Here is a 19,258-nt window from a genome sequence, read left to right as displayed (position 1 = left end):
GGTTTCTCGGCGGGACGATAGGCAAGGTGCTGGCGACAAGCAAAGTTAATTGTTGGTCATGTTGCCGGCAAAGGCGGCGGCAAAGAGGCCACCGCTCGACGCAGGCGATCAGGCGGCCTCGATGAAGCGGATGATGGTTTCGCCATAGTTGCGCTCGTCCAGCACCGAAAAACCGGGGCCTGGCTCGAAAGGAACCGCCGCTGTCTCCTCGACCACGCAGAGCGCGCCGGGGCGCAGCCAGCCGCCGGCTTTCGCCGATTGCAGGGCGCGCTCGCCCAGCCCCTTGCCATAGGGCGGGTCGGCGAAAACCAGGCCGAATGGCGCCAGCGTGCCCGCCTCGCCAAGGCCGGTGGCGTCGCGGCGAAAGATCTTGGTGCGTCCGGTCAGGCCGAAGGCCTCGACATTGTCGCGGATAAGGCCGCGGCCTTCGGCCGATTCCTCGATGAAGACGCCATAGGACGCGCCGCGCGACAGCGCTTCCAGACCAAGCGCCCCGGTGCCGGCGAATAGATCCAGCACGCGCGCGCCGTCCAACTGTTCGGCAAAGCGATGCGCCAGCACGTTGAAGACGGCCTCGCGGGTGCGATCGGTCGTCGGACGGATGGCGCTGCCGCGGGGCGTCGCCAGCGGACGCCCACGAAACTCACCGCCAACGATTCTCATCGTGTGCGGGGGCCCTTGGGGCCGCCGCGCGGCCGTTCACCGCTCCCGGCCGGACGCTCGCCACGCGGCTTGCCGAACGGCTTTGCGCCGCCCGGTTTGCCAGCGGGTTTGCCATAGGCCGGCTTGAACGAGGCCTTGCGCGCCTTGGCCTCCGCCGCCTTGGCGGCGTCGGCTTCGGCCCTGCCCTTGCCGATCGGCCGGGCGCCCGGCGCCATCCAGACATTGGCCTTGCGCTGGCCGGGCGGCTCGATCGGCCGCTGCTCGCGCTCGGATTTCTTGCCGCCAAAACCCCCGCGCGGCTTGTCGCCGAAGCCACCACGCGGTTTGTCGCCGAAACTGCCGCGTGGCTTGTCGCCGAAGCCGCCGCGTTCGGGCCGGGGGCCGCGTTCGCCCAAGCTCTTTTCCGGCCGCTCGCCCCTGTCAGGACTGGTCGACAGCTTGCCCAGCGCTTCGTCGCGGCTGCCTTCGCGGCGCTTGCGGTTCTTGATCAACCCGCCCTCGCCGATCGGCCGGCGCTCGCCGTCGCGGGTGAATTTCGGCCGCTCGGGTTCCGCCTCGCGAACCTCGGTGCGCCGCACCGGCTTGTTGGAGAAGGGTTTTGCTATCTCGGCGTCGAAGTTGGCGCCGGATTCCTCCACCAGGCGCTCGCCAAGCTGGTCGCGCAGCACGCGACCCTTGATCTCCAGCACGTGGCCCTCGGGAAGGTCCTCGAGCTGGAACGGGCCGTAGGAAATGCGGATCAGCCGCGTCACGTCGAGGCCGAGCGCGCCGAGGATGTTTTTCACTTCGCGGTTCTTGCCTTCGCGCAGGCCGATCGTCAGCCAGGCATTGGAGCCCTGCTCGCGGTCGAGGCTGGCTTCGATGGCACCGTAGAAGACGCCGTCGACGGCAATACCTTCGCGCAGGCCGGCAAGCGCGCTTTCTTCGACCTTGCCGTGGACGCGCACGCGATAGCGGCGCAGCCAGCCGGTGGCGGGCAGTTCGAGCACGCGCGACAGGCCGCCATCATTGGTCAGCAGCAGCAGGCCTTCGGTGTTGATGTCGAGGCGGCCGATGGTCATCAGCCGCGGCAATTCGGCCGGCAGCACGTCGAAAACGGTCTTGCGGCCTTCAGGATCACGGTTGGTGGTGACGACGCCGGCCGGCTTGTGGAACAGGAACAGGCGCGTGCGTTCGATCGGCGGGATCTCCATGCCGTCGAGATGGATGATGTCGCCAGGCATCACATTGAAGGCCGGCGAAGTCAGGGCGCGGCCGTTGACCTTGACGCGGCCGGCGGCGATCAGTTCCTCGGCGTCGCGGCGCGAGGCAAGCCCGGCGCGTGCCAGCCGCTTGGCGATGCGCTCACCAGCCTCTTCCGTGGCCTCCGCGGGACGCGGGCGCGGCTTGAAGCCGGCCGATGCCCCCTGGGGCCGGTCACTGAAATCACGCTTGGGGCGGTCACCGCCGAAATCGCGCTTGGGACGATCAGCAAAGTCACGCTTCGGGCGATCGCCGAAATCACGCCTGGGACGCTCGAAGCGTTTTTCGCCTCCCTCCGCCGATGCGGCAACCGGACGGTCGCCACGCGGCGCATAAGGCTTGCGCGACCCCTCGCGCTTTTCATAGGGCTTGCGCTCGCCTTCGGCCGCCATCGGACGGTCGCCGCGCGGCGCGTAGGGTTTGCGCGGCCCTTCGCGCTTCTCGTAGGGCTTGCGGTCGCCTTCCGCCGCCATCGGCTGGTCGCCACGTGGTGCATAGGGCTTGCGCGGCCCCTCGCGCTTCTCGTAGGGCTTGCGGTCGCCTTCCGCCGCCATCGGCCGGTCACCACGCGGTGCGTAAGGCTTGCGTGGGCCCTTGCTGAATGGCGTGTCGCCGCCCTTGAAGTCGCGCTTCGGGCGTTCGCCCTCGACGGCCATCGGCCGATCGCCCCGCGGCGCATAGGGTTTCTTGGCGCCGAAGGATGGCTTCCTGTCGCCTCGCGGAGCCGCAGGTTTCTTGCCCGGGCCTTTTTGGCGCGGAGATTTCTTGTCGTTGTCGTCCATGTGGCCTTTGTCCGTTTGCGCTGCTACAGCGTGGCGCATCCTTTCGGGCGCGCAACGAACGCTGTAGCACTTTGATTTGGCGCATGATCTTTTCCGAAAATCGAGTCCGATTTTCGGGTTGATGCGCTCCATAACAGGATCACGCCTGAGTGGCGAGGAGATAATCGGAATGGAAACCGCGTGAAGCGGCCGGATTTCATGGCGCTGGCGCTTGAGGAGGCCGAAGCGGCAGCCTTGCGCGGCGAAGTCCCGGTCGGCGCCGTCATCGCCCGCGGCGGCACGGTGGTTGCAAAAGCCGGCAACCGCACCCGCGAGCTTGCCGACCCGACGGCGCATGCCGAGATGCTGGTCATCCGCGAAGCCTGCGGCAAACTCTCAAGCGAGCGGCTGACCGGCCACGATCTCTATGTGACGCTGGAACCTTGCGCCATGTGTGCCGGCGCCATCTCCTTCGCCAGGCTACGCCGTCTCTACTTCGGCGCCGTCGACGAAAAAGGTGGTGCGGTGGTCAACGGCGTACGCTTCTTCGCCTCGCCGACCTGCCACCACACGCCCGACATCTATCCGGGCATGGGCGAGACCGAGGCTGCCCTGCTGCTGAAGGATTTTTTCAAGGAACGTCGCGACTGAATCGCGCCGTGGCGCCCGAAGGAGCAGCGCGGCCGTTCTTAGACACTTTGGCTTGACGCAATTCCCCAGGGAAAGCGCTACGCGCTTTTCCCGGGAAAACCGCTTCACACTTTTCCTGGAATTGCTCTTACAGGGACGGCAACCAGTCGAACCAGCCGCCCTTCTTGCCTTCCGCCTCTCTCTTCAGACGGCGTTCCTTCTTGTACTCGTCCTCGCCGAGTTCGTTCTGCGGCGCCGTGCCGGAGGCGACGCGGTAGGCCAATGGCGGCTCGCTCAGATATCTGCGGGTGTTGGGGTCGCCCTGCTTGCTCACGGCAAGACGACGCTGGATCTCGGCGGCGCGGCCCTTGTCGGAGTCCGCGGGTGACCAGGCCGGCGGGTGGCTGGAGCCTGAATCCGCCATCGCCTTCTTGACCGAGGCCGGATCGGTCTGCACATCGTCCACGATCTCGGCCTGATAGCCCGGATCGTTCTGGTGGGCGGTGGCGTCGGCGCGCAGGCGCGCGCGGCGCTGCTCTGGCGATTCGGGCCATTGGGCGCTTGCCGTCTGGATGCTTTCCTGCGGTGCAGGCAGCGCTTCCTTCTGTCCGGGAGCGGGCTTCACCAAGGTGGGGCGCGGCTTGTAGTCGATCGGATCCTTGTGCTTGGGCGCGAAGGAAACGGCGCCGGTGAGATCGCCGGCCAGCTGTTCGGCAGCGGTCTTGTCGGTGCCATAGGTCGGAGAGCCCACGCAGCCGGATAGAGCGAGGCCCGATACGACAAGCGGCGCCAGCAGCGCCAGGCGCGCTTTATATCTCTCGGTCATGCCAAAAAGTCCCACTCTAGACAGCCTCTCGATCGCCACCGGTCCTGTGACCGGTCCCCATCGTCCAAGCACTTGCGACGGAAATCCGGCGACAATTTGTCTTCCGGAGTTTCGCGTGTTTACCTCAACCGCTCGTTAAGGGCAACGCGCGGGCTGATTGGCACCGCCCGGCGTGGCATTTGTGCACTATTGATTGTGTGCATGGCGTTTTCCCAAAACCGCAATACACTTTTGGGCGACATGCACGATTGATCGCGAGCATGTCGTTTCCCGAAAACCTCGGTACCCCCTCGGGTCCGGCCCGAGGGCATGCTTTTGGATGACATGCACCTAAAGCCGGCCGAGCGCTTTCAGCTCATGCAGCACGGCGGCATCGCGTGCTGAGACATCGGGAAATGCAGGATCCTGCCCGACATCGGCCGTGTAGCGCCAGGAACGAGCGCATTTGACCAGGCCGCGATCCTCGGCTTTCTCGACCACCACGGCGACGCCCTTGACATCGTCGAGGGTGAAGGCGCCTTCCGGCGCCTGGCCATGGGCAATGACGAGATCGCTAGTGATCGCCATCTCGGCCATGTCGACGTCCGATATCGCCGCCTCGAGCGCCGCGTCGTTGATGATAACGACCGGCACCGCTTCCAGCGAGGAGCCGATTACCTTCTGGGCACGCGCGATCTCGAGCGCTCCGGTGACGACGCGGCGCACCTGCCGCACCTTGCGCCATTTTTCCGCCAGCGCCTCATTCTTCCAATCCGCCGGGATTTCGGGGAACTGGTCGAGATGCACCGACACGGCATCGGGATGACGGTCGAGCCAGGCCTCTTCCATGGTGAAGGGCAGCATCGGCGCCAGCCATTTCACCAGACAGTCGAAGAGATGGCGCACCACCTGCACCGAGGCCTTGCGCTTCACGCTTGACGGCGCGTCGCAGTAGAGCGCGTCCTTGCGGATGTCGAAATAGAAGGCCGACAGCTCGACCACCATGAAATCGACGAGCGCGCGGGTGATGCGCTTGAACTCGAAGGCGTCGTAGCCTTGGCGCACCACCTCGTCGAGCTCGGCCAGCCGATGCAGCATCAGCCGCTCCAGCTCCGGCATCGCTTCCAGCGGCACGGTCTCGCCATCGTCATGGGCGAGCGTGCCCAGCATCCAGCGAATGGTGTTGCGTAGTTTGCGGTAGGCGTCGATATTGGTCTGCAGCACGTTCTTGCCGAGCCGCTGGTCTTCCCAATAGTCCGTCGTCACCACCCAGAGGCGCAGTATGTCGGCGCCCGACTGCTTGATGACATCCTGTGGCACGACGGTGTTGCCAAGCGACTTCGACATCTTGCGCCCGTCCTCGTCCATGGTGAAGCCATGGGTGACGACGGTATCGTAAGGCGCCCTGCCCCTGGTGCCGCAGCTTTCGAGCAGCGAGGAGTGGAACCAGCCGCGATGCTGGTCTGAGCCTTCGAGATAGACGTCGGCCGGCCATTTCAGGTCAGGGCGATCCTCCAGCGTGAAGGCATGCGTCGAGCCCGAATCGAACCAGACGTCGAGGATGTCCATCACCTGCTTCCATTTGGACGCATCGTGGTTGCCGAGGAAACGTTCCTTGGCGCCGGTCGCGAACCAGGCGTCGGCGCCCTCTTCCTCGAAGGCGTCCATGATGCGCCGGTTGACCGCCTCGTCCTTCAACACGTTGCCATCCTCGTCGGCGAAGACAGCGATCGGCACGCCCCAGGCGCGCTGGCGCGACAGCACCCAGTCGGGGCGCTCCTCGATCATGGCGCGGATGCGGTTCTGGCCGGCAGCCGGCACGAAGCGCGTGTCGTCGATGGCCTTCAGAGCGCGGCTGCGCAGCGTCGTGCCGTCGCCGAGGTCCTTGTCCATGTAGACGAACCATTGCGGCGTATTGCGGAAGATCACCGGCTTCTTCGACCGCCAGGAATGCGGGTAGCTGTGCTTCAGGCGGCCGCGCGCGAAGAGCGCGTTGCGCTTGATCAGTTCGTCGATCACGACCTGGTTGGCGTTGCCCTTCTTGCCATTGTCGTCGATGACACGCGCCGCCCCGCCCTCGCGATCCGGGCCGAAGCCTGGCGCGTCCCTGGTGAAGAAGCCGGCATCGTCGACCGTGAAGGGGATCACCGTGTCGATGCCACGAGTGCGCAGCTGAGGCGCAGCGTCCATCCAGGCGTCAAAATCCTCGCGGCCGTGGCCAGGCGCGGTGTGGACGAAGCCGGTGCCGGCATCGTCGGTCACATGATCGCCCGCAACCATCGGCACGGGGAACTCGTAACCGCCGCCGAGGCCTTTGAATGGGTGCGAAAGCACGAGATTTCCAAGCTGTTCGGCGCTGACGTCGTGAAGGCGCTTCAAGGTGACCTTTGCCTTGACCTGGCTTTCCTCGGCCAGCGCGTCGGCGAAGATCAGCTTCTCACCCGGCTGCGGGCCAAACGCATTCTCGGCAGCCGTCACCTCGTAGAGGCCATAAGCGACGCGCGGCGAATAGCTGACGGCGCGGTTGCCCGGGATGGTCCACGGCGTCGTCGTCCAGATGACGACATGGGCGTCCAGCAGATCCAGCGACCGTCCGCTCAGGTCCGGATTGAGTTCCGCCGGCTGCCCGTCCACGACATTGGCGACGACAAGATTGGCCACCGGAAACTTCGCCCAGATCGTGTCTGACTCATAATCCTGGTACTCGATCTCGGCCTCGGCCAATGCGGTGCGCTCGACAACGCTCCACATCACCGGCTTCGAGCCGCGATAGAGCTGGCCCGACAGGGCGAATTTCAACAATTCGCCGGCGATGCGCGCCTCGGCGTGGAAAGCCATCGTCGTATAGGGATTCTTGAAGTCGCCGATGACGCCAAGCCGCTGGAACTCGCCACCCTGCACGGAGATCCAGTGCGCGGCGAACTCACGGCATTCCTTGCGGAACTCATTGACCGGCACCTCGTCCTTGTTCTTGCCCTTGGCGCGGTACTGCTCCTCGATCTTCCACTCGATCGGCAGGCCATGGCAGTCCCAGCCAGGCACGTAGTTCGAATCATAGCCGCGCATCTGGAACGAGCGGGTGATGACGTCCTTGAGGATCTTGTTCAGCGCATGGCCGATATGGATGTTGCCATTGGCGTAGGGAGGGCCGTCATGCAGCACATATTTCGTGCGGCCGGCGGCACTCTCGCGCAGCTTGGCGTAGAGGTCCATGTCCTGCCAGCGGTTGACCAGCACCGGCTCCTTCTCGGGCAAGCCAGCGCGCATCGGGAAATCCGTCTGCGGTAAATAAAGCGTCTTGGAATAGTCGATCGTTTCAACAGTGTCGGTCATTGATCTGCCATCTGCGTAACCCGTCGGCGCAAAGCCGGGGCGTTGAGGTCTTTGATTGACGCATATCGTTTTCCCAAAACCGGACCCACTTTTGGGCGATATGCGTCGATGTTCTGAAAAAAGCGCGAGGGCGCGCGCGAAACTCCCGGCGGTTCCGGCGGCGCTCAGGCCACCCGGAACACCGGGCCAGTAATTCGTATCGCGATCGCGAAAAGGCGCGAAAAGCTCATCATGGCGTGGCTTTTAGCGGAGATGGACGCAGGAATAAAGCGTCTCGTTCGATTCGCCCTACATCTTGAAGTCGAAGCGATAGGTGGTCGACACACCGACCATGAACTGGTTGCGGTCGCCGCGCTCCCTGACCAGGCTGGAATCGGCCGCTGGTCCCTCCAGGCGCGAATATTCGCCAAACAGGCTGGCGGTCATCGGATCGGTCACCTTCCAGGTCACGGCGCCGCCGAGGCCGACGGATTTCAGGCCGCCACCGGGATTGTACTGTCTCAGGCCCGAGGCAACGGCCTCTTGCGCATTGACGCCATAATAGGCGTCGAAATAATTCGCCGAAGCAAAGGACACGCGCGGGCCGCCCGAAATCCTGACGGTTGGCGTCACGTCGTAGAAGGCGTCAGCGGCGATATCGGCGACAAAACCGTTATGGGCGCGGATGCCATGCCGCAATTCGGCACGCGCGCGCATCCAGTCCGTCGGATAGAATTCGAAGAAGCCGCCGACTTCGCCGCCCCAGCGCACCGGATCGAGGCCCTTGAGTTCGTCGTCGCTGCTGCGCGAAAACAGGAACTTGCCGGTCAGGCCGGCGCGGACGCCGCCGTCGTCGACCAAAGCCAGCGAAATATTGTCATTGCGCGAGGTGAAGCGAGCCTGGGGACCGGCCTTGCCCAGGGAGATGATGGGCTGGGCGCTGAGCATGTATTTCTTGCCGCCCTCGAAATTCGGCGCGACCAAGCCCGTGGCGCCAACGGTCAGATACCAGTCGCCGGACAGCCAGCCGAAGGGGCCGTCGCCGGCCTCGGCCGCGGAAGCGCCCAGCAAGGAGGCGGTCAGAAGCAGCGGGATCGCCCGGACAATACGCATCGATACCCCATACGCGAAACACGCCGGAACAAACACCCGGCATCGCTCAAGCCATGGCGCCAGTTCGGTAAAATTTGACTTAACATTGGTAACAGTTGGGTCGGCCTACCTTGTGTCCGGCCGCGCTGAATCAGGTGCGGCGCGGCGCGGTCGGCAAGTCCAGCAGCCCTCTCACGGTCTTGCTGCCCTTGCCGGCAATGCGCGCCGATCCGTCGTCACCCACCTCCACCGTGGCACCGTTGGCAAAGCTCAGCGACCAGCCGTCGCCCTTGGCGTTACGGCGGCGATCGGTAAGTTCGATGCCGGCAGCTGTGACAAGGGCGACGATCCCGTCAGCGTTCATCGTTTTCCTACGGGCCTTCAATTGAGGTCGAGCCCGGCGGTAAGATCGCCGAGCGGCGGTTCGCCATGCGCGGCGACGGCCCTGTCGCGAACCACGATGCCGTGCAGCACCGGCAGTTCGAAGCGCTCGGTGATGAAGCGCAGGATCGAAGTCGTGTCATAGGGCGTCTGATCGACATAGCCGTGCTTGGCGAAGGGCGAAACGATGATGGCGGGGACGCGTGTGCCCGGCCCCCAGCGGTCGCCCTTGGGCGGAGCGACGTGATCCCAGATGCCGCCATTCTCGTCATAGGTGACGACGACCAGCATATGCGGCCATTGCGGACTTTTCTCCAGATGGGCGACGACGTCGGCGATATGGCGATCTCCGGCCTCGATGTCGGCATAGCCGGAATGCTCGTTGAGGTTGCCCTGGGGTTTGTAGAAGGAGACCTGTGGCAGGGCGCCGGTGTCGATCGCCTGGACGAAGCTAACGCCGCCCAGCCCACCGTCGCGCAAATGTTCGCGCCTGGCTTCGGTGCCCGGCGCGTAATTGGCATAATAGTTGAACGGTTGGTGGTGGTATTGGAAATTCGGAACCGGCGACTTGTTGCCGTGGTCGAGCGTGTACTGCCAGGCGCCCGAATACCATGCCCAGGTGATGTGCTTGAGGCTGAGCATGTCGCCGATGGTCGGCTCCGTCTGGGGCGGCAGCGTGGTGGGCTTGGCCGGATCCGCAAGGAGCGGATCGCCGCCAGGCGCCGGATCGGCGCCGCTCGGTTGGTAAGGCGGCTGCATCGTGTTCACCGCGTGGAAGTCCGGCGTCAGATTGCCATCGGAGACAAATTTCGGAATGCCGTCGCGCGCCGATTTCGGCGAATTGTCGGCGATCTTCAGCGCTGTGCCGCTATCATCCGTCACCGAAATCGACGGTTTGGCCGGGCTCTTGTCGGCATCGGCGTAGTAAGGCGCGCAAGCGCAGATCAGCCATTGGTGGTTGAAAAACGAGCCGCCGAACCCACCCATGAAGAAATGATCGGCCAGCACGTATTTCTGCGCGACCGCCCACATGTCGGTCTTGGAAGCGTTCCAGTTGCTCATCGGCATGGCGCCTGAATCGGCCCAGGCAACGAACATGTCGTTCTTGCCGCCGTTGATCTGCATCTGGTTCTGGTAATAGCGATGCCAGAGATCGTGCGTTGTGACGTTGAGCGGTACGTTGAAACCCTTCGCATCGTTCACGGTGAACGGCGCGTTTGGAAGATGCTCGGTCATCGCCTGCGTCACCGGCGGTGTGACGCCCTTGGCGGTCAGCCCGTCCCACACCGGCGGTAGTTCGGACAGCACCGAGCCGTCACGGTCGCGCTGCTGTAGGCTTTCCTGGCTGGCTTTGTCGATGCCTTCGGCGCCGGGAAAATGGCCATAGAGATTATCGAAGGCGCGGTTCTCGGCGAAGATGACGACCACCGTTTCTATCTTGGTGATGCCATCCGGCGGATCGCCGGGCTGCGCTGCGAATGCGGAAGCCGCAGCGAACAGGGCGAGAGTTGAGGAAAACAGGGCGAGCCCATGGGATCGCTTCATTGTCATACCTCCCTGATGCAAAGCAGGATGACACCAGCTTCGGCGCGCCTTTGCAATAGCCACCGCGCTGGACGGGTAGTGCCATTGGGATTACCTTCCTTCAACCGCAGGACGAGCGGCCGGATGTGGAGGGAGGTGGATCATGACTTTGCACGGCGATATACTGAAGAACGCGATCGGCCAGACGCGGGAAAAGTGGGGGTGGTTTGTTGGTCTGGGCGTGGTGCTGCTGATCCTCGGCGGCATTGCTTTCGGCAATCTTTTCATCGCCACAGTGGCTTCCGTCTATGTCGTCGGCTGGCTGATGCTGGTGGCCGGCATCATCGAGATCATGCATGCTTTCGGGGTCAAGACCTGGGGCCGCTTCTTCTACTGGCTGCTCAGCGGGCTGCTTTATGCGGTCGCCGGATTTTTCGCCTTCGACAATCCGCTGCTGGCCTCGGCGGCGCTGACCTTCCTGCTGGCCGTTGCGCTGGTCGCTTCCGGCGCGCTGCGGGCCTGGGTCGGTTTCAGTCACCGTCCGGAACAGGGCTGGGGCTGGATCGTCGTGGCCGGCCTTATCAGCGTGCTTGCCGGCCTGATCATCGCCATGGGTTGGCCGGTCAACAGCCTGTGGGTGCTCGGACTGTTCCTGGCGATCGACCTGATCTTCCAGGGCTGGACCTTCATCGCGGTCGGCCTGGCGTTGAAAAGGTAAGTCAGAAGGCAATGGCCGCGTCGAGCTTCGAAAGCGGCTTGACGCCGGCAAGCAGCGCGCGGGCTTCGGCTTCATCGCGCTTCATCTGCACCACCAATGCATCGAGGCCGTCGAATTTGATCTCGCTGCGCAGGAAACCGAAGAACGAGACCTCGCAGGTCTCGCCGTAGAGATCGCCGGAAAAATCGAAGACAAAGGTTTCCAGAAGCGGTGCGCCATTGTCGTCGACGGTCGGGCGGCGGCCGAATGAGGCGACGCCGTCATGCAACGTGCCGTCGGCGCGCCGGAAGCGGACGGCATAGATCCCCTCCTTGAGAGTGGCTTCGGCGGGAAGCCTCATATTCGCCGTGGGAAAGCCGAGCGCTCGCCCGAGCTGCTGGCCGCCGACGACTTCGCTTTCCACCGTGAAGCGATAGCCGAGCAGACCGGCCGCCTCGGCCACCTCGCCATCGCAAAGCAACGCCCGGATCCGACTCGACGAAACCACCTCGGCGCCCTCGTCGCGAAAAGCGTCGACGAGCGTGACGCCAAAGCCATGGCGTTCGCCGGCCGCCATCAGATAGGCCGGTCCGCCCTGGCGGTCCTTGCCGAAATGGAAGTCAAAACCGGTGACGGCGTGGGTGATGCCGAGCGTCCTCTCCAACACGTCGGTGACGAAGGCTTCCGCCGACAGCGCGGCGAAGTCGCGCGTGAACGGCTGCTCGACGAGCGCGGCAAAGCCGAGCAAGGACAAGAGCCGCGCCTTCATCGGCGGCGGCGTCAGCACGAACAACGGAATGTCGGGCCGGAACACCTTTCGCGGGTGCGGTTCGAAGCTCAGCACCAGAGCCGGCACGTCACGCCGCACGGCCTCGGCCAACGCCCGTTCGAGCACCGCCTGATGACCACGGTGGACGCCATCGAAATTGCCGATCGCGACAACGCCGCCGCGCAGATCGGCGGGCAGCGGCGCGGTCGCCGAAAGATGCTGGAAGCCTACCATTGCCACCTACTGCAGTCTGACCATGACAGCCACGGGACGATAGCCGTGCCGCTCCAGGAAGAGCCCGAGCCTGGCCGGATCCGGCCGGGATGCATTGCCGTAGTCGCGGGCATGGATGCCGCCGGAGACATAGAGAACGTCGAAACCATTGTCGGCCGCGCCCTTCACATCGGTCATCATCCCATCGCCGATGGCCAATACCCCGGAACGCTCGACCGGCCGACCAAGCACGTCCGCGACCTCCTTCATCGCGAGGTCGTAGATCGGCGCGTAGGGCTTTCCCGCGATCAGCGTGCGGCCGCCGAGCCGGGCATAGTCGCGCGCCAGGGCGCCGGCGCACCAGATGATGCGCTCGCCGCGCTCCACCATGATATCGGGATTGGCGCAGATGAATGGCAGGTTCCTGGCACGCAAGCGGCGCAGAAGGTCGGTATAATCCTCAGGCTTCTCGACCTCGTCATCGAACAGCCCTGTGCATACGACGCCGGCGGCCTCGAATTCCTCGACCAGGTCGACATCGAGGCCGTCATAGAGGGTCAGATCGCGGTCAGCGCCGATGTGGAATATCTTGCGCGGGCCTTCGGCGATCAGGTCGCGGGTGACGTCGCCCGAGGTCACCACGCGGTCATAGGCTGACGGCGGAACACCGATCACACTCATCTGGGCCACGACATCGGCGCTGCGGCGGGGTGAATTGGTGATGAGGACAACGGGAATGCCGGCTGCCCTTGCGCTCGCCAGCGCCCCTGCAGCCGCCGGAAAATGCCATTCGCCATTGTGCACCACGCCCCAGACATCGCAAAGAATTGCCGAATAGGCTTTTGAGACGTCTTCGAGCGAGCCGACGATGTCAGGCGAATCCCCCATGCCGTTTCCTTCAATATGAGCGTTGCGAGTGCCGCGGCCGACGGTTCGCCGCAGCGGGTTCGAATTATCCGAACCGATCCAAGCTGTCACCAGCTTTCGCCCGGAGATCGACGCGAAGGCGGCCCTGTGCGCTCAAACGGCTATCGTACCGACACCACGCCAAGCGGCAGCACCAGCGCGGAACGTCAGCGCTACATGCCGAAATGTTTCGCCGACCCGGGCAACACGGTTACGTCGGCCTATGGCATGGATGCCGGCCCCAATACGAGTTGCAGCACCACGGCAATCACACCGCTGACCGATGTTTCCACGACGGCCGGCGCGAGCGCGGTCAAGACGGCGATCGATGCCATGGCTGCCGATGGAGCCACCAACGTGCCGGAAGGCATGGCCTGGGGCTGGCGGACCCTTTCCAGCACCGCTCCCTTCACCGAAGGCCGGCCGGATACGGAAAGGGGCAACGACAAGGTTCTGATCGTCCTGACCGACGGCGCAAATACCTATTACACGCCGACATCGGTGACGGCGCAGAGCTATTCGGGACCCAACTGGGCTTACGGCGGCAATGATCTGGCCGGCGCGAAGGCCATCTACTAGGGTCTGGACTCAATCAGCTTAACGGTGCGCACGGCATCCGATCCGGTGCGGGCGCCGTAAGGGTGCAATTCCGGGCTATCGATGAGAGCGAATCTCCTTGGCGGCACTGCCGAATATTTCCTCCAGGAGTTCGATCATGGGCCGTGTGCCCTTCTCCTGGCTGAAGATGTCTGCTGCAACTCGCAGAGCGCCGACCGAGATCATCGCGACGGTGCGCAATGCTGTTGATCGTTCGGGCTCCGGCCACCGCTCTTTGAGCGCTGCGTAGATTTCACCTTCCTGCTCTACGTAGAATGCCTGCTTGCGCGCCTGCACGCTCGGGCTGGTCCGCATCAGTTGGTCCAGCTCAATCATGTCGTTGGCTGGAATAGCGTCACAAACTCTTACGACCGCATCCCATACTGCGCCTATTGGCGTCGAGCCTGCAGGAGCGTTTCGCACCGCATCTGTCAGCAGCTCACCAATCCCACTTAGGACGGACAGCAGAATCTCGTCCTTTGACGTGAAGTAGTAGAAGAAGGTTCTGCGCGAGATTCCGGCTGCAGCAGCGATTTCGTCGAGTGTTGTCTGATCGATGCCGCGCTTGAGGAAAAGAGCAATGGCCTGCTCCGTGATGCGCTTCTTCGTCTCGCGCTTTTTCCGCTCCCGCAGGCCACCGCCCTCTGTACGCCCGGAGTTGTCCAACTCGGCCCTCTTGCAAAATTACACTCGGTGCGATATTTATCTTACACCAAGTGCGGAAATTATGAAAGGACGCAAGATGGCAAAGTGGAACGCCGGTGACATCCCCGATCAGCATGGACGAACCGCGATCGTGACCGGAACCGGTGGGTTGGGATTGGAGACGTCCCTCGCGCTCGCCCGAGCAGGATGCGACGTGACCATCGCGGGCCGCGACCCTCAAAAGGGCGCCGACGCGGTGTCCCACATCGAACGCGCGGTCCCGGGTGCGACTGTCCATTTCGGGAAGCTCGATCTGGCAGATCTGTCCTCGGTTGCCGCATTCGCAAAGCAGATGGAGAACGAGAAGCAGAGCCTGGACCTTCTGGTGAACAACGCCGGCGTCATGCTCCCGCCGCAACGGCAAGAGACCAGAGACGGCTTCGAACTGCAGTTCGGTACGAACTACCTCGGTCACTTCGCCTTGACGGCTCGTCTGAAGTCGCTCCTCTCGAAAGGCAAGGACGCCCGCGTCGTCGCGCTTTCAAGTCTCGCTGCAAACGGTGGACAGATCGATTTTGACGACATCAATCTCGAGAAGAACTATCGCCCAATGGCTGGTTACAGCCAATCGAAGCTCGCATGCTTGATGTTCGCCGTCGAGCTTGATAGCCGCAGCCGCGCTGCCGGATGGGGCTTTTCGGGCATGGCAGCCCATCCCGGCGTCTCGCGGACCGATCTCGTGCACAACACGCTTGGTCGGCGAAGCCTTGCGGGTTTGGCGCGGTCACTTTTGTGGTTCCTGCTCCAGCCCGCATCACAAGGCGCGCTCCCCTCGCTATACGCGGCTACGTCCGTCCAGGCGGAGGGAGGTGGCTATTACGGCCCCGACCGGTTTCGTGAAACTCGTGGGCATCCGCATCCTGCACGTATTCCCCCGCAGGCATTAGATCCGGTGGTCAGACGAAGATTATGGGAAATTTCTGAGAGAATGACCGATGTGACGCTGAGATGAAGTTCAGTCCGAGCGGTGGCCGGATACGAATACCAGCAGCATTACCGCGTGAAGCTAGCGACGAGTGTGCATTCGGTGAATGCAGCGTCCGTCAAGAACTCGCCACCTTACAGCGCTGGGACTCTGGGGCTGAGATTCGATCACAGCCAGAATGCCAGCGCGGTCACGAGCGCTACGCCTGACAGGAAGTTGGCAGCGAGTTTGTCGTAGCGGGTAGCGACGCGGCGGAAATCCTTGATCCGGCAGAAAGCGTTCTCGATGAGATAGCGGCCCCGATAGCGCTGCTGATCGCAGCGAATAGTGCGCTTCCGGTTGAGTCTGCCAGGAATGACCGGGCTGGTACCGTTCTCGCGCAGGGCCTTGTGAAGGCTGTTGGCATCGTAGCCCTTGTCTCCGAGCAGGTACCGCATGGGGCCGGCGCGTTCGAGCAACGCCGGCGCGGCCTTAACGTCGCTGACATTGCCTGCGGTGAGCATCAAAGCATACGGCCGGCCCAGCACATCGGTCAGGGCATGGACCTTGGTTGTCCAGCCGCCGCGAGAACGACCGATCGCTTGGCGGCGGCGCCCCCTTTTCCGCCAAACGCGGAGCGCTGGGCCTTGATGTAAGTGCTGTCGATCGCCGTGCTTTTCGTGACTGCGCCCGCCTCAGCCAGGGCATCAAGCAATTTCCTCCAGAAGCCCCGCCGCGACCAGCGATTGAACCGGTTGTAGATCGTCGTGGAAGGCCCGTAATCCGCCGGGCAGTCGCACCATCGGCAGCCGGACTTGAGCACATGGATGATGCCCGAAGTCACCCGACGGTCGTCAACTCGCCGGGCGCCCGGCTGGTTCTTCGGCAGGTGGGGCTCAATCGCCAGCCAGGCTTCGTTCGATAACCAGAATAACGAGCGCGACCGAGCAAGCCGATGAAACTGTTCTGGAATTCGACCGGAGCGACACTCTCCGACGTTTCAAGGCGATTGGCAACGAACTGTACAACCTGCGCATCGTCAGCTGATCGCCAGGCCTCCAACTCCCTGTCCCGGCAGGGCGTTCGGGCCGGATCGGTGCCGCAGACTTGCATTGGTTAGCGGTTGGTGAAGCGCCGACCAAGCAATCGAGCGGTTTCCCAAACCCGTCCTTCAGCGTTTTGTGAAAAGCTGGCGTCAATCGAGAATCCGCAGGCGGGGGCCGCTGCAAGACATGCGTGAACTTTGGCGCCGGTTCCGCCGCGACAGACGCGGCAACTATGCTCTCATGACAGTTGTGGCGATGGTGCCGCTGATGGGCGGCCTGGCGATCGCGGTTGACTTCACCGAAATGAACCGTGAAAAGCAGATGGTGACGAATGCGCTCGACGCCGCCAACTTCGCCACGGCGCGCCGGCTGACGGAAGGCGCGACCGACGACCAGTTGAGAGCCTATGCGCTCGACTTCTTCAACGCCAACCTGAACGATGTCGATCCGTCCAGCGCGACGCTCAACGTCACCTTGCCGAGCAACGCCACCGGCGGCGGCCTGCTGACGATGACGGCGCAGCTTGCCTACAAGCCTTATTTCTATCCGGCCTTCGCCCAGCTCGTCGGCAAATCCGCAACCGATGCGAACCAAAGCATCAACTTCAACGTCACTTCCCAGGTGCGGCTGAAGAACACGCTGGAAGTTGCCCTGGTGCTCGACAATTCCGGATCGATGACCACCCTGGGCACGGGCTCGGGCCAAAAGCGCATCGATCTTCTCAAGACCGCATCCAAGCAGCTGGTCGACACGCTGGCCCAGCAGGCGGTCATGATCAAGCAGGTCGACAAGCCGGTGCAGTTCGGCCTCGTGCCCTTTGCCGCTTCGGTCAATGTCGGCCCCGCCAATGGCAACGCCTCGTGGATGGACACGGAGGGCCTGTCGCCGGTGTCGAACGAGAATTTCGACTGGTCGACGCTGAATGCGGCCACCAAATACGCCCAGCAGACCAACGGCATCTGGTACAAGCGCGGCACCGGCTGGGGCAGCGAGGAAGGCCAGATGCTGACCCGGTTTTCACTCTACCGGGACATGAAGGTCGTCACCAACCACGAGCGTGTCGTCAACAGCAAGCGGGTGGTTTGCGACGAGTACAATTCGAACAACACCTGCAAACGCAGCCACGACGAATATGACTACATCGATTCCTACGGTCCGTTCGCCAGCTGGCAAGGCTGCGTGGAAGCCCGGCCCTACCCCTATAATGTCAACGACGCTTCGCCGTCCGGCGGCTCGGCCAACACCGGCATAGGCGTCGGCGATCCGGCAACGATGTTCGTGCCGATGTTCGCCCCGGACGAACCCGGCAATCACTGGAAGCTGACGCAGGACCCCGACGAAGCCGCCCCGGTAACCTACGGCGCGGTGAACAGCTGGTGGAACGACGATCCCACGAGCAGCACCGGCCAATCGCGGCTGCGCAACATGGCCAAATATTTCCAGCCGCGGCCGATCGATGCGCCGGCGCTGCCCGCCGGCAACGGCCCGAACTACAGCTGCACCACCAACCCGATCACACCCCTGACCGATGTCAGCGTCGCCGATGGGGCCACCTCGATCAAGGCGGCGATCGACCTGATGCAGCCGAATGGCGGCACGAATGTTCCCGAGGGCCTGGCGTGGGGCTGGCGGGTGGTTTCAAGCGGCGAACCGTTCACGCAAGGGCGCCTGGAAACGGAAAAAGGCAACGACAAGGTGGTGATCGTGCTGACCGACGGCGCCAACACCTATTATACGCCGTCGTCGCTGGGCTATTCGGACCCCGCCAACTCGAAGTCGACCTACGCGTCCTACGGCTATCTCAATCCCGGCTACAACGGCACCTCGGTCGGCCGCCTGTTCATGGGCACATCGAGCGCCATCGGTCAGTTCGACTATTCGAACGGCAATTACACCAATGCGCTCAACGAGCAGATGGCAACGCTTTGCAACAACGCCAAGGCGGCCAACATCATGGTGATGACGGTGGCGCTCGACCTGTCGACGACCCAGGCCAGCGACAAGCTGGCGATCAATGCGCTGAAATCCTGCTCGTCGGACTCGCGCTTCCGCAAGGATCCGACGGATCCGAGCAAGCCGGCGAAGCTGTTCTGGAACGCGACCGGCGCCAGCCTGTCGAACGACTTCAAGGAAATCGGCAACGAACTGTCGAACCTTCGGGTGGTCGGCTAAAGCGCGCCGCGTCGAAACGGCGCAATGGGCCCTTCTTCATGCACGTCGTTCTCCCGAAACCGGGGGCACTTTTGGGCGACATGCATGACCGCTCCTCTGGCGCAACGCCTGACGCCGGCAAGCCCTTGCGGGCGCTTGCCGTGACAGGCAGATATTGGCGGCCCGCGGGATCGCATCGCGGGCGTGCTTGGGGACGAACAATGCCCGATACCGCCAACCATATCGCCTTCGCGCTGGTCTGCCTCGGCATGGTGCTGACACCAGGCCCGAACATGATCTACCTGATCTCGCGCTCGCTGTCGCAAGGGCCGAAGGCCGGACTGATCTCGCTTGGCGGGGTCGCGGTCGGCTTCCTGTTCTACGTGTTGTCGGCCGCGTTCGGCATCACCGCGCTGCTGCTTGCCGTGCCCTATGCTTACGACGCGCTGCGCTTTGCCGGCGTTCTCTATCTCCTGTGGCTTGCCTGGCAAGCGGTGAAGCCGGGCGGACGTTCGCCGTTCCAGGTGCGCGACCTGCCGAAAGACAGGCCGCGCAAGCTGTTCGCCATGGGGCTGATGACCAATCTGCTCAACCCCAAGGTGGCCGTTCTCTATCTGTCGCTGCTGCCGCAATTCATCAGCATCGGCAAAGGCCACGTCCTGTCGCAGCTGCTCGTTCTGGGCGCGACGCAGATCTCAATCAGCCTGACCGTCAATGCCATCATCGCGGTGACTGCCGGTTCGATCGCCGCCTTTCTTGCCGGACGGCCATTGTGGTTGGTCATCCAGCGCTGGACGATGGGCGGCGTGCTGACAGCGCTGGCGCTGAAGATGGCGACCGACGCGCAGCGCTGAGTCCCT

17 protein-coding genes are annotated in these 19,258 nt (G+C 63.5%); 6 read left to right on the top strand and 11 right to left on the bottom strand.

From position 1 onward, the window contains the following. Positions 1 to 108: 108 nt before the first annotated feature. Positions 109 to 663, bottom strand: coding sequence for a 16S rRNA (guanine(966)-N(2))-methyltransferase RsmD (gene rsmD / locus ACWGS8_RS27960; protein ID WP_199643046.1), 555 nt, complete (start codon positions 661 to 663; stop codon positions 109 to 111). Further along, positions 660 to 2,687: a pseudouridine synthase gene (locus ACWGS8_RS27955; protein ID WP_454583959.1), complete on the bottom strand. Its 2,028-nt coding sequence runs from the start codon at positions 2,685 to 2,687 to the stop codon at positions 660 to 662. The genes rsmD and ACWGS8_RS27955 overlap by 4 nt, the downstream gene beginning before the upstream one ends. Positions 2,688 to 2,867: 180 nt before the next feature. Between ACWGS8_RS27955 and ACWGS8_RS27950 the strand changes: the two genes are divergently transcribed. Continuing rightward, positions 2,868 to 3,317: a nucleoside deaminase gene (locus ACWGS8_RS27950; RefSeq protein ID WP_454583958.1), complete on the top strand. Its 450-nt coding sequence runs from the start codon at positions 2,868 to 2,870 to the stop codon at positions 3,315 to 3,317. Positions 3,318 to 3,444: 127 nt separating this feature from the next. Here the strand turns inward: ACWGS8_RS27950 and ACWGS8_RS27945 are convergent, their stop codons facing one another. From ACWGS8_RS27945 to ACWGS8_RS27925, 5 genes are all read right to left on the bottom strand, one after another. Then, positions 3,445 to 4,122: a hypothetical protein gene (locus ACWGS8_RS27945; RefSeq protein ID WP_454583957.1), complete on the bottom strand. Its 678-nt coding sequence runs from the start codon at positions 4,120 to 4,122 to the stop codon at positions 3,445 to 3,447. A 330-nt stretch (positions 4,123 to 4,452) separates the two neighbouring features. Beyond that, positions 4,453 to 7,434 (bottom strand): isoleucine--tRNA ligase, encoded by a 2,982-nt coding sequence (gene ileS / locus ACWGS8_RS27940; protein WP_454583956.1) that lies wholly within the window; start codon positions 7,432 to 7,434, stop codon positions 4,453 to 4,455. Positions 7,435 to 7,722: 288 nt separating this feature from the next. Next, positions 7,723 to 8,526 carry a MipA/OmpV family protein gene (locus ACWGS8_RS27935; protein ID WP_454583955.1) on the bottom strand — a complete coding sequence of 268 codons (804 nt, stop codon included), beginning with the start codon at positions 8,524 to 8,526 and terminating at the stop codon, positions 7,723 to 7,725. A 130-nt stretch (positions 8,527 to 8,656) separates the two neighbouring features. Then, complete coding sequence (locus tag ACWGS8_RS27930; protein WP_454583954.1) at positions 8,657 to 8,869, bottom strand: hypothetical protein; 213 nt, start codon at positions 8,867 to 8,869, stop codon at positions 8,657 to 8,659. A gap of 17 nt (positions 8,870 to 8,886) precedes the next feature. Then, entirely contained in the window at positions 8,887 to 10,431 is a 1,545-nt protein-coding gene (locus tag ACWGS8_RS27925) for an acid phosphatase (protein ID WP_454583953.1), read from the bottom strand. Positions 10,432 to 10,573: 142 nt separating this feature from the next. On the opposite strand from ACWGS8_RS27925, the gene ACWGS8_RS27920 reads away from it, so the two are divergent. After that, positions 10,574 to 11,128 (top strand): HdeD family acid-resistance protein, encoded by a 555-nt coding sequence (locus ACWGS8_RS27920; protein ID WP_454583952.1) that lies wholly within the window; start codon positions 10,574 to 10,576, stop codon positions 11,126 to 11,128. A 1-nt stretch (position 11,129) separates the two neighbouring features. Here ACWGS8_RS27920 and ACWGS8_RS27915 read toward each other — a convergent pair whose 3' ends face one another. Then, positions 11,130 to 12,110 (bottom strand): bifunctional riboflavin kinase/FAD synthetase, encoded by a 981-nt coding sequence (locus ACWGS8_RS27915; protein ID WP_454583951.1) that lies wholly within the window; start codon positions 12,108 to 12,110, stop codon positions 11,130 to 11,132. A gap of 6 nt (positions 12,111 to 12,116) precedes the next feature. Then, complete coding sequence (locus ACWGS8_RS27910; protein ID WP_454583950.1) at positions 12,117 to 12,977, bottom strand: TIGR01459 family HAD-type hydrolase; 861 nt, start codon at positions 12,975 to 12,977, stop codon at positions 12,117 to 12,119. 126 nt (positions 12,978 to 13,103) lie between these two features. Here ACWGS8_RS27910 and ACWGS8_RS27905 point away from each other — a divergent pair, with 126 nt between their 5' ends. Beyond that, positions 13,104 to 13,574, top strand: coding sequence for a hypothetical protein (locus ACWGS8_RS27905; protein WP_454583949.1), 471 nt, complete (start codon positions 13,104 to 13,106; stop codon positions 13,572 to 13,574). Between the two features lie 75 nt (positions 13,575 to 13,649). On the opposite strand, the gene ACWGS8_RS27900 is transcribed toward ACWGS8_RS27905, so the two are convergent. Next, on the bottom strand, positions 13,650 to 14,258 hold the full coding sequence (locus ACWGS8_RS27900; RefSeq protein WP_454583948.1) for a TetR/AcrR family transcriptional regulator: 609 nt from the start codon (positions 14,256 to 14,258) through the stop codon (positions 13,650 to 13,652). A gap of 76 nt (positions 14,259 to 14,334) precedes the next feature. Here ACWGS8_RS27900 and ACWGS8_RS27895 point away from each other — a divergent pair, with 76 nt between their 5' ends. Next, a complete protein-coding gene (locus ACWGS8_RS27895; RefSeq protein ID WP_454583947.1) occupies positions 14,335 to 15,249 on the top strand; it encodes an SDR family oxidoreductase in 915 nt (304 codons plus the stop codon). 140 nt (positions 15,250 to 15,389) lie between these two features. Here the strand turns inward: ACWGS8_RS27895 and ACWGS8_RS27890 are convergent. Then, positions 15,390 to 16,174 (bottom strand): IS5 family transposase gene (locus ACWGS8_RS27890; protein WP_454584170.1). Its coding sequence is split into 2 segments (ribosomal slippage): positions 15,390 to 15,818 and positions 15,821 to 16,174, totalling 783 coding nucleotides; the frame shifts between segments, so codons are not numbered across the junction. Between the two features lie 259 nt (positions 16,175 to 16,433). On the opposite strand from ACWGS8_RS27890, the gene ACWGS8_RS27885 reads away from it, so the two are divergent. Next, entirely contained in the window at positions 16,434 to 18,419 is a 1,986-nt protein-coding gene (locus tag ACWGS8_RS27885) for a pilus assembly protein TadG-related protein (RefSeq protein WP_454583946.1), read from the top strand. 200 nt (positions 18,420 to 18,619) lie between these two features. Continuing rightward, positions 18,620 to 19,252, top strand: coding sequence for a LysE family translocator (locus ACWGS8_RS27880; protein ID WP_454583945.1), 633 nt, complete (start codon positions 18,620 to 18,622; stop codon positions 19,250 to 19,252). Positions 19,253 to 19,258: the final 6 nt, after the last annotated feature.

The organism is Mesorhizobium sp. 43Arga, assembly GCF_053714255.1.
The sequence above is the reverse complement of the archived record's forward strand: the minus strand, read 5'-3'. Positions and strand labels throughout refer to the sequence as shown.

Excerpts from the sequence above, each read along its gene's own strand:
- rsmD (WP_199643046.1), bottom strand. The coding sequence starts at position 663 with ATGAGAATCGTTGGCGGTGAGTTTCGTGGGCGTCCGCTGGCGACGCCC.
- ACWGS8_RS27930 (WP_454583954.1), bottom strand. The coding sequence starts at position 8,869 with ATGAACGCTGACGGGATCGTCGCCCTTGTCACAGCTGCCGGCATCGAA.
- ACWGS8_RS27910 (WP_454583950.1), bottom strand. The coding sequence starts at position 12,977 with ATGGGGGATTCGCCTGACATCGTCGGCTCGCTCGAAGACGTCTCAAAA.
- ACWGS8_RS27945 (WP_454583957.1), bottom strand. The coding sequence starts at position 4,122 with ATGACCGAGAGATATAAAGCGCGCCTGGCGCTGCTGGCGCCGCTTGTC.
- ACWGS8_RS27915 (WP_454583951.1), bottom strand. The coding sequence starts at position 12,110 with ATGGTAGGCTTCCAGCATCTTTCGGCGACCGCGCCGCTGCCCGCCGAT.
- ACWGS8_RS27955 (WP_454583959.1), bottom strand. The coding sequence starts at position 2,687 with ATGGACGACAACGACAAGAAATCTCCGCGCCAAAAAGGCCCGGGCAAG.
- ACWGS8_RS27880 (WP_454583945.1), top strand. The coding sequence starts at position 18,620 with ATGCCCGATACCGCCAACCATATCGCCTTCGCGCTGGTCTGCCTCGGC.
- ACWGS8_RS27885 (WP_454583946.1), top strand. The coding sequence starts at position 16,434 with ATGCGTGAACTTTGGCGCCGGTTCCGCCGCGACAGACGCGGCAACTAT.
- ACWGS8_RS27895 (WP_454583947.1), top strand. The coding sequence starts at position 14,335 with ATGGCAAAGTGGAACGCCGGTGACATCCCCGATCAGCATGGACGAACC.
- ACWGS8_RS27920 (WP_454583952.1), top strand. The coding sequence starts at position 10,574 with ATGACTTTGCACGGCGATATACTGAAGAACGCGATCGGCCAGACGCGG.
- ACWGS8_RS27925 (WP_454583953.1), bottom strand. The coding sequence starts at position 10,431 with ATGAAGCGATCCCATGGGCTCGCCCTGTTTTCCTCAACTCTCGCCCTG.
- ileS (WP_454583956.1), bottom strand. The coding sequence starts at position 7,434 with ATGACCGACACTGTTGAAACGATCGACTATTCCAAGACGCTTTATTTA.
- ACWGS8_RS27935 (WP_454583955.1), bottom strand. The coding sequence starts at position 8,526 with ATGCGTATTGTCCGGGCGATCCCGCTGCTTCTGACCGCCTCCTTGCTG.